This is a genomic window from Aureimonas endophytica (assembly GCF_014642635.1).
In the GTDB taxonomy this organism is placed as follows: domain Bacteria; phylum Pseudomonadota; class Alphaproteobacteria; order Rhizobiales; family Rhizobiaceae; genus Plantimonas; species Plantimonas endophytica.
Window position 1 is genome coordinate 290,113 of the sequence record NZ_BMIQ01000004.1, and the last position, 15,708, is coordinate 305,820.

The window sequence follows — 15,708 nt, forward strand, 5'->3', positions numbered from 1 at the left end:
CGAATTTTTTCGTTACGGCCCTCCCGAGGCGCTCTTACAGCCCGTTGCGCTTGGCCAAGGTGCGCAGGCGCAGGGCGTTCAGCTTGATGAAGCCGGCGGCGTCCTTCTGGTCGTAGGCGCCCTGGTCGTCCTCGAAGGTCACGAGCTTGTCGGAATAGAGCGACTTCGGCGAGGAGCGGCCGGTGACCATGACATTGCCCTTGTAGAGTTTCAGCGTCACCTCGCCCTCGACATGCTCCTGGCTCCGGTCGATGAGCGCCTGGAGCATCTCGCGCTCCGGCGAGAACCAGAAGCCGTAGTAGATGAGCTCGGCATAGCGCGGCATCAGCTCGTCCTTCAGATGCGCCGCGCCGCGGTCGAGCGTGATCGATTCCATCGCGCGATGCGCGGCGAGGAGGATCGTGCCGCCGGGCGTCTCGTAGACGCCGCGCGACTTCATGCCGACGAAGCGGTTCTCCACGAGGTCGAGCCGGCCGATGCCGTTGTCGCGGCCGTAATCGTTGAGCTTGGCGAGGAGCGTGGCGGGCGACAGGCGCGTGCCGTCGATCGACACGGCGTCGCCGCGCTCGAAGCCGATGGTGATGGTGGTCGCCCGATCGGGCGCGTCCTCCGGCGAGAGGGTGCGCATATGGACATATTCCGGCGCCGGCTGGCTCGGATCCTCCAGCACCTTGCCCTCGGAGGAGGAGTGCAGGAGATTGGCGTCGACGGAGAAGGGCGCCTCGCCCTGCTTGTCCTTGGCGACCGGGATCTGGTTCTTCTCGGCGAAGTCGAGAAGGTCGGTGCGGCTCTTGAAGCTCCAGTCGCGCCAGGGCGCGATGATCTTGATGTCCGGGTTCAGCGCATAGGCCGAAAGCTCGAAGCGGACCTGGTCGTTGCCCTTGCCCGTCGCGCCATGGGCGATGGCGTCGGCGCCGGTCTTCTTGGCGATCTCGATGAGATGCTTGGAGATCAGCGGCCGGGCGATCGAGGTGCCGAGGAGATAGACGCCCTCGTAGACGGCATTCGCCCGGAACATCGGGAAGACGAAGTCGCGCACGAATTCCTCGCGCACGTCCTCGATGAAGATCTCCTTGATGCCGAGCATCTCGGCCTTCCGGCGCGCCGGCTCCAGTTCCTCGCCCTGTCCGAGATCGGCGGTGAAGGTCACGACCTCGGCGCCGAGCTCCGTCTGCAGCCATTTCAGGATGATGGACGTGTCGAGACCGCCCGAATAGGCGAGAACGACCTTCTTGACGTCGCGGGGTGCCGGCATGCTTCCTGGTCCTTCAGGTTCCGTGAAATTGGCCGGCTGTATCACGCCGCGCCGAGGGGCCGGAAGGGGCATGCGATGGCGGGGACCTGGCAGTTCTGGGCGGTGCTCTCCGCCGGCTTCGCGGCGCTGACGGCGATCTTCGCCAAGATCGGCGTCGAGAATGTCGGCTCGGACTTCGCCACCTTCGTGCGCACGCTCGTCATTCTCGCCTGCCTCGCCCTGATCCTGACGGCGACGCGCGGCTGGCAGGGCCTCGCCACGATCTCGGGCCGAAGCTGGCTCTTCCTCGCACTGTCCGGCTGCGCCACCGGCGCGTCCTGGATCGCCTATTTCCGCGCCCTGAAGCTCGGTCAGGCGGCTCAGGTGGCGCCGATCGACAAGCTCTCCGTCGTGCTGGTCGCCCTCTTCGGCACGCTGTTTCTCGGCGAGAAGCTGTCGGGGCCGAACTGGCTCGGCGTCGCGCTCATCGCGGCGGGGGCCGTTCTCGTCGCCTGGAGGAGCTGAAGCCGCGCGGGCCGGCCGCCGCTCAGCGCCGCGTCGATCGCCGCCGCGTGGTGGGCGACCGCCGTCCAGACGAGGGCCATCACCAGCGCCATCAGCAGCCAGGCCGCCGTCACGTCGGACAGGAAATGGCCGCCGCCCGCGACGCGGTTGAGCGAACAGGTGAGGGCGTAGAGCCCGCCGGCGAGGGCGGCGCCGGGGCGCCAGCGCGCAGGCAGCGCCGGCACGAAGGCGAGGAGGGCCAGCGCCGAGGCCGCCTCGCCGGAAGGAAAGGAACAGTTGCGCGAACAGGCCCGCGCCACTTCGAAGGCGGGCGTGAAGACATGCTCGCCGCCGAACTCGTAGACCTGAACCGGCCGCGCCCGGCCGAAGCTTCCCTTCAGCGCATGGACGAGCAGGCCGGCGCCGAGGCCGTAGGTGAGAAGCGCGAAGACGAGGCGATGCGGGCGCGGCAGCCAGGCGGCGCGCCGCCCGCAGGCATTGGCGAGAAGAAGGCCGGCGGCGAGCGGCAGGAGAAGGGCGGGCTGCAGGCGGTTGAAATCGCGCAAGGCGGTGAGCAGCGGCTGGTCGGCGAGGCGAAAGCCCTGCGGTCCGCCGCCGAAGAGCGCCGACAGGGCGATGTCGAGCCCTGGAAAGGCAAGGGCGAGAAGGGCATAGGCGATGCTCGCCGCGAGCCAGAAACAGGCCAGGCGCGGCAGCAAGGCCTCCGGCAGGACGGGGCCGAGACGGGCGGCACGGCAAAGAACGAGCCGCCTCGGCGCGCGACGGGGAAACGAGGGGGCCGACCAGATGAGCGGCATTGCGGCGGGTTCCTGCTGGCCCGCGAAGCGATGCCATGCCCGCATGACGGGCATGCGACGGTCCCGTGACCGCCGGATGATAGCCGCCTGACATTCTGCTGCTCCGGCGGCTGGCGCGGTCCCTTAGGCGGCTGTAGAAGATCGAAGATCGACCGGGGACCTTCCATGGACTTCATTCCCGAGACCGGGCCGCTCCTCGCCTTCACGCTGGCGGCCGTGATCCTCGCCATCACGCCGGGACCGGACATGACGCTCTTCGTCGGCCGTACGCTGGCCGAGGGGCGACGAGCCGGCATCGCGGCGATGACCGGCGCGCTGTTCGGCGTCCTCATCCATACGACGCTCGCCGCCTTTGGCCTGTCGGCGCTGCTCGCCGCCTCGCCGACCGCCTTCGCGCTCCTCAAGATCGGCGGCGCGCTCTATCTCGCCTGGCTCGCCGTGCAGGCGATCCGCCACGGCTCGTCCTTCAACCCGCAGACGGCGGCCGGCGGCGCGCGGCGCTCCTTCGCCTCCAACTGGCTGCTCGGCCTCGGCATCAATCTCCTCAACCCGAAGATCATCCTGTTCTTCGTCACCTTCCTGCCGAGCTTCGTCTCGGCCGGCGATCCGCATGCCTCGGCGAAGCTCTTCTTCTTCGGCGTCTATTTCATCGTCATCGGCGTGCCGATCTGCCTCGGCATCATCTTCGCGGCCGAGCGCATCGCGGCGACGCTGAAGCGCCGCCCGAAGGTGATGCGGACGATCGATTATGTCTTCGCCTCGGTCTTCTCGGGCTTCGCCGTCTCGATCCTTCTCGCCTCGTCCCGCTGAAAGGCGGCGCGCCAGCCGCCGGCGCCGTGGCCGGCGAGCAGCCAGTAGAGAAGGGCGAAGGCGAGACCGGCGACGAGAACCGCATTGCGCACGCCCTCGCTCGGCGGCGCGGAGTCATAGGCGAGGCGCAGGACCGCGAAGGCGCCGCCGAGCCCCGCCAGGACATGCAGGATCAGCGAGCTGAGGCCAAGGAGTTCGGTGACCGCGACGAAGCCGAGCCAGGGCAGGAAGGCGACGGAGCCGACCTGCATCGCCTGGATGGCGAAGGCCGTGCCGAGCTCGATGAGATAGAGCGGATCGTCGCTCCAGGCGGGCAGCGGCCCGAGAAACGGGCCGATCAGCACGCCGGCCGCCGCGAGACAGGCGGCGACGAAGCCGAGGGGAATGACGAAGAGCAGGCGGAGAACGGTCAGCATCGCCGAGAGAAGATAGAGTATTTCGCCGCGCTTCTCACGGCCTGTCGGGAACCTGCCCCATCCGTTCGCCCCGGCGCCCGCTCATCCCGTCCTGGGCGGCTCGCGCGACGGGAACAGGCAAGCATCGCCGCCCCGCGCCGAAGCCTCCCGGAACGACAGCCAGGGCGGCCGCCGGGCTCGGGACGGCCTATTTCCGCTCCTCGATCCAGCGCCGCATCTCGGCGATCTCGGCCTCCTGCGCCTTGATGATCGCCTCGGCCAGGGCCCGCACCTTCGGGTCCTTGCCATATTGCAGCTCGACCTTCGCCATGTCGATCGCGCCCTGGTGATGCGGGATCATGCCCTTCAGGAAGTCGAGATCGGCATCGCCGGTAAGCTCCATGTCCATATGCTCGCGCATCGACATCATGGCGTCCATATAGGCCTTGGCGGCGGGCGTCTCCGGCCCGGCCGCCATCGCGCCATGCCCCATCTTCGCATGGTCCATGGCGCCCCCGGCCTCCTCGGCACCGGCGACGGACAGGCCCGCAAGCAGGAGGGCGCAGGCAAGGGCGGCGGTCTTCATGTCTCGTCTCCGGGAATCGGACAGGCAACCGGGCCGAGATGGGCCTTCCAGCGACTGGAAGGTCAAGGGTGCCGCGTCGGTTCCGATCGGTCTTGCCGCGATTCAGCGTCTTTCCGGCCGGCCGGATTCGGCAGGATGCGTATGACGCCCATCAGCAGCGGCCACATGCCCCAGGTCAGGAGAAACGACAGGATCATCCTGGCGGGCTGCTGATCGGGTTGCCACATCAGAATCAGCAGCCAGGCGGCGTTGACGAGACCGAAGAGGCTTTGATGGGCAACGATCTCCCAGCCGAAAGATCGGCCTTCGGGCAGGGGCATTCGTTCGTTGATGGTTTCGCCGGCCAGGAGCAATAGCGGGATGGCCGCCAGTTTCATCAGGATGAGAGACGCCGGGTCATCCTCGAACAGATGCAGGAAAATGCCGGTCGCGCCCATCAATGCGGCCGAGAAGCCGAGGAAGCGCAGCGCCCAGCGAATGGGCGAGGCAGGGCGGCTTTGCGAAGCGTGGACCATGATCGAAGCCGAAGCGGGCAGGCGATGCCACCGAGGATAGCATCGCGGCCTTCGGACGCCAATCGCCTCGCGCGGCCTCAGCCGGCCGCGAGGCGCTCCGTCTTCTTCATCCGCTCCGATTCCGACTTCAGCTGGCCGCAGGCGGCGAAGATGTCGCGGCCGCGCGGCGTGCGGATCGGCGAGGCATAGCCTGCCTCGTTCACCACGGCGGCGAAACGCTCGATCTGGTCCCAGTCCGAACATTCGTAGTCGGAGCCCGGCCAGGGATTGAACGGGATGAGATTGATCTTGGCCGGGATGCCCTTCAGCAGCCGCACCAGCTCGCGCGCTTCCTCCAGCGAGTCGTTGACGCCCTTCAGCATCACATATTCGAAGGTGATGCGCCGGGCGTTCGACAGGCCCGGATAGGTGCGGCAGGCCTCCATCAGCTCCTTCAGCGGATATTTGCGGTTGATCGGCACGAGGATCTCGCGCAGCTCGTCGCGCACCGCATGGAGCGAGATCGCGAGGCCGACGCCCATCTCCTCGCCGGTCGGCCGGATCATCGGCACGACGCCGGAGGTGGAGAGCGTGATGCGCCGCTTCGACAAGGCGAGCCCGTCGCCGTCCGAGACGATGGCGAGCGCTTCCTTCACGTTGTCGTAGTTGTAGAGCGGCTCGCCCATGCCCATCATCACGACATTGGAGACGAGGCGGCCTTCGGAGGGGACGATCGCCCCGTCCGGCGTGTCGAGGGCCGGGAAGTCGCCGAGCCGCTCGCGCGCCACGAGGACCTGGCCGACGATCTCGCCGGCCGTCAGGTTGCGCACCATGCGCTGCGTGCCGGTATGGCAGAAGGTGCAGGTGAGGGTGCAGCCGACCTGGGAGGAGACGCAGAGCGTGCCGCGCCCTTCCTCCGGAATATAGACGGTCTCGACCTCGACCGGCCGGCCGGCGCCGCGCGCCGGGAAGCGCAGCAGCCATTTGCGCGTGCCGTCGACGGAAATCTGCTCCTCGACGATCTCGGGCCGCGAGATGTCGAAGCGCGTGGCGATGATCTCGCGCAGGTCCTTCGACACGTTGCGCATGAGGGAAGCGTCGGCGACGCCGCGCACATAAAGCCAGTGCCAGATCTGCTGCACGCGCATGCGGACCTGCCGGTCCGGCACGCCGACGGCGCGCAGCGCGTCGCCGAGCGCCTCGCGGCCGAGGCCGACGAGATGCGGCTTCTCCTCGGCGGGCGCCGGACGAAGGGCGCCCCGCGCCGGGGCGGAGCTGAGATCGATCGAAAGGGACATGCGAAATCGGCCTCGTCGGGCGGCAAAAGGCCGCCGCGTCATCGTCACGGTCTGCTGGATCGCCGTTCAGATGACGCTTTTTCCCGGTTTTCGCAAGAGGACGCCGATTCGGCGGGGCCGCGAAGAGCGCCTTACTTGCAGGTCTTGATCGATTTCAGCGCGGCGCTGACGCCCGAGAGCGAGTAGGTGTAGTGCGTGGCCGTGCCGCGCTTCGACTGGGCGTCGACCTTCAGCGACTTGCCGCTCTGGAGGGCCTTGATGAATTGCGGCTCCTCGGCGGCATTCTCCATCCAGGCGGACTCGCCGCGCGTGAACAGCGAATATTTCTTGCCGTCGACATCGACGGTGACCTTCGAGCCGTCCTTCATCGGATAGCCCATCACGGCCTGCGGCTCGTAGGTGACGTTCTGGCCGGGCTTCTGCGAGATCAGGAAGAAGATGTCGCCATGGTCGACGCTCGCCGGCTCCATCGTGACCGGGGTCGACAGGATGTAGCAGACCTTCGCGCCGGAGGCGGTGTAGGAATAGGTGCCCCACTTGTCGAACTGGTTGAGGCGGGTCGGCGTCTGGGCGGCGGCGCCGGCGACGGACGCGATCAGGACGGCGGCCGCGGCGGCGAGAATCGTCTTCATCACAAGTTCCCCTGATCTCGGCTCGCGCGTCGGAACGCGCGGAGAAAGGCTGACGGTCCGGCGGCGGGCGCCGGCGCGTTCGGCGCAATTTGACTAAAGAAGTCTTGAGGCAGGGTAAACAGGAGCTTGCCGGGCCGCGGCGCACAATCGCAAATCCGTGATGGCGCCGGCATCGCCGGAGCGGGACGCCCGTCCGCGCGGCCTTGATCTTGCGCCGCGCCGCCCTGCTTAGAGGCAGGCATCATCCACCGGAGGTCGCATGTCCGCCCGCCTCGTCCTCATGGAAGCCATCGCCGTCCTCTGCGGGGCCGTGATCGGCCTCCTCGTGGTGAACCTCCTGCACTGGCTCTTCGCGGATGGCGACTTCATCGCGCTCACCGTGTCGCTCGGGCGCTTCGCCCTCGCCATCGTCACGGTCGCGATCTTCGCGGTCTTCTACCACTATCTGCCGCAGACGCCGGCGGCGCTCGCCTCCTTCTTCGTCGGCATCCTCCTGCCCTCGGTGATCGTCCTCTTCTCCTACGACGTGCCGCTGGCGACGACGACCGTTCTCCTGCTCTACACGGGCTTCTCGCTCGTCGCGCTTCTCACCTATCGCTTCGTGCTCGCCAATTCCGCCGTCCGGCAGGCGGCGACGGAAATGGCGGGCGGCGGCGAGACCTCCGAGCGTCTGCGCTGAGCGCCCTTCCCTTCGTCGGGCGCGGCGGCTAGGAGCGTTCGCGAAACGCGTTTGCGATCTGGCGAATTTCCGAGGGCGCCTCGCCGCCGGGACTTCGCGGCCGAAGGTCTTGCCCCATGAAGTTCACCCTGTCCTGGCTGAAGGACCATCTCGACACCGACGCCTCGCTGGAGGAGATCGCCGCGCGGCTCACCGCGATCGGCCTCGAAGTCGAGGCGCTCGACGACGGCGCGGCCATGCGGCCCTTCCGCATCGCCCGCGTCCTCACCGCGACGCGCCATCCCGATGCCGACAAGCTCCAGGTCCTCACCGTCGATGCCGGGCCGGACGTGAATGGCGGCAAGCCGCTGCAGGTCGTCTGCGGCGCGCCGAATGCCCGCGCCGGCCTCGTCGGCGTGCTGGGCCTGCCCGGCGCCTATGTGCCCGGCCTCGACGTCACGCTCGGCATCGGCAAGATCCGGGGCGTCGAGTCGAACGGCATGATGTGCTCGGAGCGCGAGCTGGAACTCTCCAGCGAGCATAACGGCATCATCGACCTGCCCGAGGACGCGCCGGTCGGCACGTCCTTCGCCGACTATGCCGGGCTCGGCGATCCGGTGATCGAGATCAACCTGACGCCGAACCGGCCGGACGCGACGAGCATCCACGGCATCGCGCGCGATCTCGCGGCCTCCGGCCTCGGCACCCTGAAGGACGTGCCGGTCGCGCCGGTCGCGGGCGAGGGCGCCGGCCCGGCCGCCCCCGTGGTGACGAGCGAGACCTGTCGGGGCTTCGCGCTGCGCCGCGTCTCCGGCGTCACCAACGGGCCCTCGCCGGCCTGGATGCAGAAGCGGCTGAAGGCGATCGGCCTCCGGCCGATCAACGCGCTGGTCGACATCACCAATTACCTGACCTTCGATCGCGGCCGGCCGCTGCATGTCTTCGACGCGAAAAAGGTCGAGGGCGCGCTCGTGGTGCGCGGCGCGGCGCCGGGCGAGGAGATCCTGGCGCTCGACGGCAAGACCTACGCGCTGCCGGAAGGCACCTGCGTCATCGCCGACGACAAGGGCGTCGAATCCATCGCCGGCATCATGGGCGGCGAACATTCCGGCTGCGACGAGACGACGACGGAGGTCCTCGTCGAATCGGCGCTCTGGGAGCCGCTCGCCATCGCCCGGACGGGGCGGGCGCTCGGCATCCGCTCGGATGCGCGCTACCGCTTCGAGCGCGGCGTCGATCCGCTCTTCATGCGGCCCGGCCTCGATCTCGCGACGCGGATGATCCTCGACCTGTGCGGCGGCACGCCGAGCGAGGCGGTCGTGGTCGGCGAGCGGGCGCATGCGGCGCCGGCGATCGACTTCCCCTTCACCGAGGTGGAGCGGCTGACCGGCCTTTCCGTCGATGCCAGCCAGCAGATCGACTATCTCCAGCGCCTCGGCTTCACGCTCGACATCGGGGAATACGAGGCGCGCGTCACCGCGCCCTCCTGGCGGCCGGACATCGAGGGCAAGGCGGATCTCGTCGAGGAGGTGATGCGCCTCGTCGGCGTCGACAATATCCAGCCGAAGCCGCTGCCGCCGAAGGAGGGCGTCGGCGCCCGCGTCCTCACCGCGCTCCAGATCCGCGAGCGCGCGGCGCGCCGGGCGCTCGCGGCGCGCGGCATGGCCGAGGCGGTGAGCTATTCCTTCATCTCCAGAAGGGCGGCGGAGGCCTTCGGCGGCGGCTCGGAGCGGCTGCGGCTGATGAACCCGATCTCGGCCGATCTCTCCGACATGCGGCCCTCGCTCCTGCCGGGCCTCATCGAGGCGGCGACGCGCAACGCGGCGCGCGGGCTCGGCGAGGTGGCGCTCTTCGAAGTGTCCTCGATCTATCTCAGCGACGAGCCGGACGGGCAGCGCCGCGTCGCCGGCGGCATCCGCCGCGCCAGCGCCGGACTGTCCGGCGCGGGCCGCTTCTGGTCCGGCAATGCGGCGCCGGTCTCGGTCTTCGACGCCAAGGCCGACGCCCTCGCAGCGCTGGAGGCCGCCGGCGCGCCGGTCGCCACCGTCATCGTCGAGCCGGCGGCGAGCCCCTGGTACCATCCCGGCCGCTCCGGCCGCATCAAGCTCGGGCCGAAGGTGGTGCTCGCCGAATTCGGCGAATTCCATCCGAAGGTGCTGAAGACCCTCGATGCCTCCGGCCCGTTCTGCGGCTTCGAGGTCTTCCTCGGCGAGATCCCCGAGCCGAAGCGCAAGGCGACGCGCACCAAGCCGGTGCTGGCGCTTTCGCCCTTCCAGCCGGTGCGGCGCGACTTCGCCTTCGTCGTCGACGAGGGCGTCGAGGCGCTGAAGCTCCTGCGCGCCGTCGAGGGCGCGGATCGCAAGGTCGTGTCCGAGGTGCGGATCTTCGACGTCTTCCGCGGCGAGGCGATCGGCGCCGGCAAGAAGTCGATCGCGCTGGAAGCGACGCTCCGGCCCGGCGAGGCGACCTTCGGCGAGGCCGAGCTCGAGACGATCACGAGCCGCATCGTCGCCGCCGTCGCCAAGGCGGTGGGCGGCGTGCTGCGCACCTGATCTCGCCGCTTCGGGCGGGGCGATCAGCTTCGCGCGAGGCAGAAGGCTCAAGCTCGGGGCGGCCTTGAAACCGCCCTCAGCGTCGGGAAAGGGAAGGCCATCCCATCGGCGGATCGCCTTCATGACAGCCTTCCTTTCCAGAATTCTCGTCGGCGCGGCGGGTTTCGCCGCGCTTCTCGGGCTCGGCTCTTCCGGCGCCCTGGCGCAGGAAACCCCCGCCAAGCAGATCTTCGGCGCCGTCCAGCGCCCGTCCGACACCGCGACCCAATCCATCGGCTTCTATGCCAAGGGCTGCCTGTCGGGCGGCATCGGCCTGCCCCTCGAAGGGCCGAACTGGCAGATCGTCAATCCCGGCCGCAACCGGCGCTGGGGTCATCCGGTGATGATCGACTTCCTCGAACGCTTTTCCAAGAAGGCGGCGGCCGACGGCTGGCCGGGTCTTCTCGTCGGCGACATCTCGCAGCCGCGCGGCGGGCCGATGGCCTCCGGCCACGCCTCGCACCAGATCGGGCTCGATGCCGACATCTGGTTCACGCCCATGCCGAAGCGCCGCCTGACGCCGGCCGAGCGCGAGCCCTTCCAGGGCCCGTCCATGCTGAGGAAGGGCACCTTCACCGTCGACGACAGCCGCTGGTCGCCGGTGCATGTGAAGGTCCTGCGCGAGGCGGCCGAGGACCCGAAGGTGCAGCGCATCTTCGTAAATCCCGGCATCAAGCGGAAGCTCTGCGAGACGGTGACGGGCGACCGTTCCTGGCTCTCCAAGGTCCGGCCCTTCTATGGCCACGACCAGCATTTCCACATCCGCCTGTTCTGCCAGCCGGGCTCGCCCAATTGCGACGGCCAGGCCGAGACGGCCTCCGGCGACGGCTGCGGCAAGGATCTCGACTACTGGTTCAACGTCGCGCTGCGGCCGCCCCCGCCGCCGAAGCCCGGCGCCAAGCCGCCGAAGCCGAAGCCGCCGATGACGCTGGCGGCGCTGCCCTCGGCCTGCCGCTCCGTTCTCGCCGCGCCCGCCGCCGGCAGCGCGCCGGAGGCGCCCGTCGCCCCGGTCGCGATCCGCGCCCCGGCCGGGGTTCCGGCGGCGGCGGCCATCGCGCCGGAGCCCGCCGCCTCCGGCGGTCCGCGCCCGAAAGCCGGCATTCCGATGCCGGGCGCCCGGCCGCTTGAATAGGATGTGACGAGCGGAATCGGCGCCAGCCCCTTTGCTTTCGGCGAGGCGCCGCTTATACGGCTCGCGATCTTTCCACCGATTGCGAGGCCGGGTTCATGGCGACCACTTCCGCGAGCGACCAGGCCTTCAAGTTCCCGATCCTGATCGGGGACATCGGCGGCACCAATGCCCGGTTCGCGATTCTCGTCGATGCCTTCGCCGAGCCGAAGAGCTTTCCGATCGTGCGCACCGCCGACTATCCGACGATCGACGAGGCGATCCAGGCGGCCGTCCTCGACAAGACCTCGCTCCAGCCGAAGGCGGCGGTGCTGGCCGTCGCCGGGCCGATCGACGGCGAGGCGATCGAGCTGACCAACTGCCCCTGGGTGGTGCGTCCGCGCGAGATGATGAAGAATCTCGATCTCGGCGAGATCATCGTCCTCAACGATTTCGAGGCGCAGGCGCTCGCCGTCTCGGCCCTGCCCGATTCCGGCCGCCGCAAGGTCGGCGGCGGCATTCCGCACGAGGGCGCGAGCCGCGTCGTCGTGGGACCGGGCACCGGTCTCGGCGTCGCCGGCCTCGTGCGCGCCCGCAAGATGTGGATTCCGGTGGCGGGCGAGGGCGGCCATGTCGATCTCGGGCCGCGCACCGAGCGCGACCGCGCCCTTTGGCCGCATCTCGAGGCGATCGAGGGCCGCATCTCGGGCGAGCAGATCCTGTCCGGCCGCGGCATGGTCAATCTCTACCGCGCCCTGTCGGCCGCCGACGGCGCCGAGCCGGTCCATGCCGAGGCGGCGGCGATCACCGAGGCCGCGCTGTCGGGCAAGGACCCGCGCGCGGCGGAGACCTGCGCGCTGTTCTGCACCTATCTCGGCCGCATCGCCGGCGATCTGGCGCTGATCTTCATGGCGCGCGGCGGCGTCTATATCGGCGGCGGCATCATCCAGCACCTCCTGCCGATCTTCGACGAGAGAGAATTCCGCGCCGCCTTCGAGGACAAGGCGCCGCATCGCCACCTCCTCGCCGACATGGCGGTCTTCCTCATCACCGAGCCGCTGGCGGCCCTGGCGGGCCTCGCCACCTTCGCCCGCACGCCGCGCTTCTTCGGCATCGAGACGGCCGGCCGCCGCTGGGTGGCCTGAAGCCGTTGCGGCGACGGGCGGCGGCGCGACGCGCATGGTGAAGAAGAAGCGCCCGAGCCTTCTGGCGAGCCGCGAGGAGCGGGGGCTGGTCGTCCGGCTCCTGAAGCGCGTCTTTTCCGAGAACGGCCGGGAATATCTCGGCCAGTACGGCCTCGCCATCGCCTGCCTCGTGGTGATCTCGGCGACGACCGCCTTTCTCGCCTGGATCATGCGCGACGTGATCGACCAGATCTTCGTCGCCCAGAACCGCGCCGTCCTCTATTCCCTGCCGGTCGCCATCTTCCTCGCCTTCTTCCTGCGCGGCATGGCGAGCTACTGGCAGGGCGTCATCCTGTCGCGGATCGGCAACAACATCGTCGCCCGCTACCAGCGCCGGCTGTTCCACCATCTCACCGAGCTCTCCGTCGATTTCTACACCGAGAACCGCTCGGCCCATCTCGCGGCGCGCATCAACCAGAACGTCTCGGGCATCCGCGACACGCTGAACCTCACCGTCACCTCGCTGGCGCGCGACCTCCTGTCGCTCGTCTTCCTGGTCGGCGTGATGATCTGGCAGGACCCGGTCCTGTCGGCGATCGCGCTTCTCGCCGGGCCGCCGGTCGGCTGGATGATCTCCAGCCTGTCGCGCAAGCTGCGCGCCGCGACGCGGCAGGCGATCGATCTCAATGCCCGCGTCCTCGCCTCCATGCAGGAAGTGGCCCAGGGCATCACCGTGGTGAAGGCCTTCACCATGGAGGAGGTGCTGCGCCAGCGCATCGAGGGGCTGATCGTCGCCGCCGAGCAGCGCTCCAACCGCATCGCCCGCATCACCGAGCGCTCCGGCCCGGTGACGGAGACCGTCGCCGGCCTCGCGATCGGCGCCGTGATCGGCTATTCCGGCTATCGCGCCATCGCCTACGGCTATTCGCCGGGCGGCATGTTCGCCTTCATCACCGCGCTGCTTCTCGCCTATGATCCGGCGCGCCGCCTCGCCAAGCTGCAGGTGCAGCTGGAGCGGGCGCTCGTCAACGCGCAGATGATCTACGAGGTGCTCGACCTGACGCCGCGCCAGGCCGATCCGCCGGGCGCCGCGGAACTTGCCGTCCTGCGCGGCGAGATCGCCTTCGACGCGGTAGAGTTCGGCTATCATCCCGGCGAGCCGGTGCTGAAGGGGCTGAGCTTCGTCGCCCCCGCCGGCCGGACGACGGCGCTGATCGGCGCCTCCGGCGGCGGCAAGTCGACGGTGATCGCCCTCATCCAGCGCTTCTACGACGTCCATGGCGGCCGCATCCTGGTCGACGGCCAGGACATCCGCAGCGTGACCAAGGCGTCGCTGCGCCGCCACATCGCCTATGTCTCGCAGCAGCCCTACATGTTCGAGGGCACGATCCGCGACAATATCCGCTTCGGCCGGCCGGAGGCGAGCGACGCCGAGGTCGAGGCGGCGGCCCGCATGGCGCAGGCGCTGGAATTCATCGAGCAGCAGCCGCAGGGCTTCGACACGCCGCTCGGCGAGAACGGCATGACGCTGTCCGGCGGCCAGCGCCAGCGCCTGTCGATCGCCCGCGCGCTGGTGCGCAACGCGCCGATCCTTCTCCTCGACGAGGCGACGTCGGCCCTCGACACGCGCTCGGAAGTGCTGGTGCAGCAGGCGCTGGACGAGGCGATGAAGGACCGCACCGTCATCGTCGTCGCCCATCGTCTCTCGACCATCGTCAATGCCGACCAGATCCTCGTCGTCGATGGCGGCGAGATCGTCGAGCAGGGCACGCATGCCGATCTGATCGGACGGGCCGAGAGCGTCTATTCGCGCTTCCACAGTCTCCAGAGCCGGCCGACCGGCGCCGCCGCCATGGCGCTCGCCGCCGAAGTCGTGAAGTGAGGTTCCCCATGCGTCTCACCGTCGTCGGCGCCAATGGCCGCATGGGCCGGACCCTTGTCCGCCTGATCGCGGAACATCCCGACCTCGCTCTCCATGCCGCGCTGGCGCGCGAGGGCTCGCCGGCGCTCGGCCAGGATGCCGGCATGCTGGCTGGCACCGGCCCGCTCGGCGCGCTTCTGACGGCGGATGCCGAGACGGCGCTCGCCGGGGCGGATGGCGTCATCGACTTCTCCACCCCCGCCACCAGCCGGCGCCTCGCCGAACTCGCCGCGGCGCGCGGCCTCGTCCATGTCATCGGCACGACGGGCTTCTCGGCGGCGGACGAAGCGGCGATCGGCAAGGCGGCGGCGGGCGCGCGGATCGTCAAGTCCGGCAATATGAGCCTCGGCGTCAATCTGCTGGCGACGCTGGTCGAGACGGCGGCGCGGGCCTTGCCCCCCGGCGCCTTCGACATCGAGATCGTCGAGATGCATCACCGGCATAAGGTCGACGCGCCCTCCGGCACGGCGCTGCTTCTCGGCCGCGCCGCGGCGGCGGGGCGGGAGGTCGAACTGGAGGCTGCCTCGGTGCGGGTGCGCGACGGGCATACCGGACCGCGCCCCGAAGGAGCGATCGGCTTCGCCACGCTGCGCGGCGGCTCGGTGGTCGGCGATCATCAGGTGATGCTGGCGGGCGAGGGCGAGCGGATCGAGCTCGGCCATCGCGCCGAGGATCGCTCGGTCTTCGCGCGCGGCGCGCTCACCGCCGCGCTCTGGGCCGGCGGCAAGGCGCCGGGCCTCTATTCCATGCGCGACGTGCTCGGCCTCTGAGGCGACGAGCCTTCCGTCTTTTCCACCACTTCCTTACATCTTTCCAAGCTTTTTCGTTTAGGTCAGAAGCTTGGGAAGGCGGTCGGCGCGAGGCCGGCCTTCCTCGACTTCGGGAGACATGTGCATGACCCGCACCCTCGTCCTCGTCCGCCACGGACAGAGCGAATGGAACCTCAAGAACCTCTTCACCGGCTGGAAGGACCCGGACCTGACGGAGAAGGGCGAGGAGGAAGCCCATCTCGCCGGCAAGCGTCTGAAGAAATACGGCCTGCATTTCGGCACGGCCTTCACCAGCGAGCTGTTCCGCGCCCAGCGCACGCTGTCGATCATCATGAACGAGCTCGACCAGACGCATGTGCCGGTGATCCGCAACATCGCGCTGAACGAGCGCGACTATGGCGATCTGACCGGCCTCAACAAGGACGATGCCCGCGCCAAGTGGGGCGAGGAGCAGGTGCATGTCTGGCGCCGCTCCTACGACATCGCGCCGCCCGGCGGCGAGTCGCTGCGCGATACCGGCGCCCGCGTCTGGCCCTATTACATCCACCATATCCTGCCGAAGGTGCTGTCGGGCGACAACGTGATCGTCGCGGCGCACGGCAATTCGCTGCGCGCCCTGATCATGGCGCTGGACGGCCTGTCGCCGGACGAGATCGTCGCCCAGGAACTCGGCACGGGCGTGCCGATCGTCTACCGCCTCAACGGCGATTCGACCGTGGCCGAGAAGACCGTCCTGTCGAGCTGAGCCGCGCGGCGGCGGCGCGG

At 69.2% G+C, this 15,708-nt stretch carries 15 protein-coding genes and 1 pseudogene; 9 read left to right on the forward strand and 7 right to left on the reverse strand.

The genetic code is table 11. From position 1 onward, the window contains the following. Nucleotides 1-34: 34 nt before the first annotated feature. Complete coding sequence (locus IEY14_RS14785; protein WP_188909751.1) at nucleotides 35-1,255, reverse strand: argininosuccinate synthase; 1,221 nt, start codon at nucleotides 1,253-1,255, stop codon at nucleotides 35-37. 75 nt (nucleotides 1,256-1,330) lie between these two features. Here IEY14_RS14785 and IEY14_RS14790 point away from each other — a divergent pair, with 75 nt between their 5' ends. After that, nucleotides 1,331-1,759 carry an EamA family transporter gene (locus tag IEY14_RS14790; RefSeq protein WP_188909753.1) on the forward strand — a complete coding sequence of 143 codons (429 nt, stop codon included), beginning with the start codon at nucleotides 1,331-1,333 and terminating at the stop codon, nucleotides 1,757-1,759. Nucleotides 1,760-1,827: 68 nt separating this feature from the next. On the opposite strand, the pseudogene IEY14_RS25945 reads toward IEY14_RS14790, so the two are convergent. After that, nucleotides 1,828-2,610 (reverse strand): annotated as a pseudogene (locus IEY14_RS25945) (phosphatase PAP2 family protein); the annotation flags it as partial. A gap of 111 nt (nucleotides 2,611-2,721) precedes the next feature. Here IEY14_RS25945 and IEY14_RS14795 point away from each other — a divergent pair. Continuing rightward, the gene (locus tag IEY14_RS14795; protein WP_188909755.1) at nucleotides 2,722-3,366 is read left to right on the forward strand and encodes a LysE family translocator; all 645 of its coding nucleotides are present in this window, start codon (nucleotides 2,722-2,724) and stop codon (nucleotides 3,364-3,366) included. Here IEY14_RS14795 and IEY14_RS14800 read toward each other — a convergent pair. The 5 genes from IEY14_RS14800 to IEY14_RS14820 form a co-directional block, all read right to left on the reverse strand. After that, on the reverse strand, nucleotides 3,303-3,782 hold the full coding sequence (locus IEY14_RS14800) for a hypothetical protein (RefSeq protein WP_188909757.1): 480 nt from the start codon (nucleotides 3,780-3,782) through the stop codon (nucleotides 3,303-3,305). The genes IEY14_RS14795 and IEY14_RS14800 overlap by 64 nt on opposite strands. A gap of 187 nt (nucleotides 3,783-3,969) precedes the next feature. Then, on the reverse strand, nucleotides 3,970-4,347 hold the full coding sequence (gene copM, locus IEY14_RS14805; RefSeq protein WP_188909758.1) for a CopM family metallochaperone: 378 nt from the start codon (nucleotides 4,345-4,347) through the stop codon (nucleotides 3,970-3,972). Between the two features lie 62 nt (nucleotides 4,348-4,409). Then, entirely contained in the window at nucleotides 4,410-4,862 is a 453-nt protein-coding gene (locus IEY14_RS14810) for a hypothetical protein (RefSeq protein ID WP_188909760.1), read from the reverse strand. Between the two features lie 77 nt (nucleotides 4,863-4,939). Beyond that, nucleotides 4,940-6,139: a dual-specificity RNA methyltransferase RlmN gene (gene rlmN / locus IEY14_RS14815; RefSeq protein ID WP_188909762.1), complete on the reverse strand. Its 1,200-nt coding sequence runs from the start codon at nucleotides 6,137-6,139 to the stop codon at nucleotides 4,940-4,942. Nucleotides 6,140-6,270: 131 nt separating this feature from the next. Beyond that, complete coding sequence (locus tag IEY14_RS14820; protein WP_188909764.1) at nucleotides 6,271-6,771, reverse strand: invasion associated locus B family protein; 501 nt, start codon at nucleotides 6,769-6,771, stop codon at nucleotides 6,271-6,273. Nucleotides 6,772-7,030: 259 nt separating this feature from the next. Here IEY14_RS14820 and IEY14_RS14825 point away from each other — a divergent pair, with 259 nt between their 5' ends. The 7 genes from IEY14_RS14825 to IEY14_RS14855 all read left to right on the forward strand — a co-directional run bounded on the left by IEY14_RS14825 (nucleotide 7,031) and on the right by IEY14_RS14855 (nucleotide 15,688). Further along, nucleotides 7,031-7,450 carry a hypothetical protein gene (locus IEY14_RS14825; protein WP_188909766.1) on the forward strand — a complete coding sequence of 140 codons (420 nt, stop codon included), beginning with the start codon at nucleotides 7,031-7,033 and terminating at the stop codon, nucleotides 7,448-7,450. 116 nt (nucleotides 7,451-7,566) lie between these two features. Beyond that, nucleotides 7,567-9,981, forward strand: a complete 2,415-nt coding sequence (pheT, locus tag IEY14_RS14830) for a phenylalanine--tRNA ligase subunit beta (RefSeq protein WP_188909768.1) — start codon at nucleotides 7,567-7,569, stop codon at nucleotides 9,979-9,981. A gap of 121 nt (nucleotides 9,982-10,102) precedes the next feature. Continuing rightward, nucleotides 10,103-11,152 (forward strand): penicillin-insensitive murein endopeptidase, encoded by a 1,050-nt coding sequence (gene mepA / locus IEY14_RS14835; RefSeq protein ID WP_188909770.1) that lies wholly within the window; start codon nucleotides 10,103-10,105, stop codon nucleotides 11,150-11,152. Between the two features lie 95 nt (nucleotides 11,153-11,247). Further along, nucleotides 11,248-12,273, forward strand: coding sequence for a glucokinase (locus IEY14_RS14840; protein WP_188909772.1), 1,026 nt, complete (start codon nucleotides 11,248-11,250; stop codon nucleotides 12,271-12,273). Nucleotides 12,274-12,307: 34 nt separating this feature from the next. After that, the gene (locus IEY14_RS14845; protein WP_188909773.1) at nucleotides 12,308-14,134 is read left to right on the forward strand and encodes an ABC transporter ATP-binding protein; all 1,827 of its coding nucleotides are present in this window, start codon (nucleotides 12,308-12,310) and stop codon (nucleotides 14,132-14,134) included. Nucleotides 14,135-14,142: 8 nt separating this feature from the next. Then, nucleotides 14,143-14,943 carry a 4-hydroxy-tetrahydrodipicolinate reductase gene (gene dapB, locus IEY14_RS14850; RefSeq protein ID WP_188909774.1) on the forward strand — a complete coding sequence of 267 codons (801 nt, stop codon included), beginning with the start codon at nucleotides 14,143-14,145 and terminating at the stop codon, nucleotides 14,941-14,943. Between the two features lie 124 nt (nucleotides 14,944-15,067). Continuing rightward, complete coding sequence (locus IEY14_RS14855; protein ID WP_188909775.1) at nucleotides 15,068-15,688, forward strand: 2,3-bisphosphoglycerate-dependent phosphoglycerate mutase; 621 nt, start codon at nucleotides 15,068-15,070, stop codon at nucleotides 15,686-15,688. Nucleotides 15,689-15,708 lie beyond the last annotated feature (20 nt).

Bases quoted from the DNA above. Each gene is read 5' to 3' on its own strand.
- IEY14_RS14855 (WP_188909775.1), top strand. From the start codon at position 15,068: ATGACCCGCACCCTCGTCCTCGTCCGCCACGGACAGAGCGAATGGAAC.
- mepA (WP_188909770.1), top strand. From the start codon at position 10,103: ATGACAGCCTTCCTTTCCAGAATTCTCGTCGGCGCGGCGGGTTTCGCC.
- IEY14_RS14840 (WP_188909772.1), top strand. From the start codon at position 11,248: ATGGCGACCACTTCCGCGAGCGACCAGGCCTTCAAGTTCCCGATCCTG.
- dapB (WP_188909774.1), top strand. From the start codon at position 14,143: ATGCGTCTCACCGTCGTCGGCGCCAATGGCCGCATGGGCCGGACCCTT.
- IEY14_RS14845 (WP_188909773.1), top strand. From the start codon at position 12,308: ATGGTGAAGAAGAAGCGCCCGAGCCTTCTGGCGAGCCGCGAGGAGCGG.
- pheT (WP_188909768.1), top strand. From the start codon at position 7,567: ATGAAGTTCACCCTGTCCTGGCTGAAGGACCATCTCGACACCGACGCC.
- IEY14_RS14820 (WP_188909764.1), bottom strand. From the start codon at position 6,771: ATGAAGACGATTCTCGCCGCCGCGGCCGCCGTCCTGATCGCGTCCGTC.
- rlmN (WP_188909762.1), bottom strand. From the start codon at position 6,139: ATGTCCCTTTCGATCGATCTCAGCTCCGCCCCGGCGCGGGGCGCCCTT.
- IEY14_RS14785 (WP_188909751.1), bottom strand. From the start codon at position 1,255: ATGCCGGCACCCCGCGACGTCAAGAAGGTCGTTCTCGCCTATTCGGGC.
- copM (WP_188909758.1), bottom strand. From the start codon at position 4,347: ATGAAGACCGCCGCCCTTGCCTGCGCCCTCCTGCTTGCGGGCCTGTCC.
- IEY14_RS14810 (WP_188909760.1), bottom strand. From the start codon at position 4,862: ATGGTCCACGCTTCGCAAAGCCGCCCTGCCTCGCCCATTCGCTGGGCG.
- IEY14_RS14800 (WP_188909757.1), bottom strand. From the start codon at position 3,782: ATGCTGACCGTTCTCCGCCTGCTCTTCGTCATTCCCCTCGGCTTCGTC.
- IEY14_RS14790 (WP_188909753.1), top strand. From the start codon at position 1,331: ATGGCGGGGACCTGGCAGTTCTGGGCGGTGCTCTCCGCCGGCTTCGCG.
- IEY14_RS14825 (WP_188909766.1), top strand. From the start codon at position 7,031: ATGTCCGCCCGCCTCGTCCTCATGGAAGCCATCGCCGTCCTCTGCGGG.
- IEY14_RS14795 (WP_188909755.1), top strand. From the start codon at position 2,722: ATGGACTTCATTCCCGAGACCGGGCCGCTCCTCGCCTTCACGCTGGCG.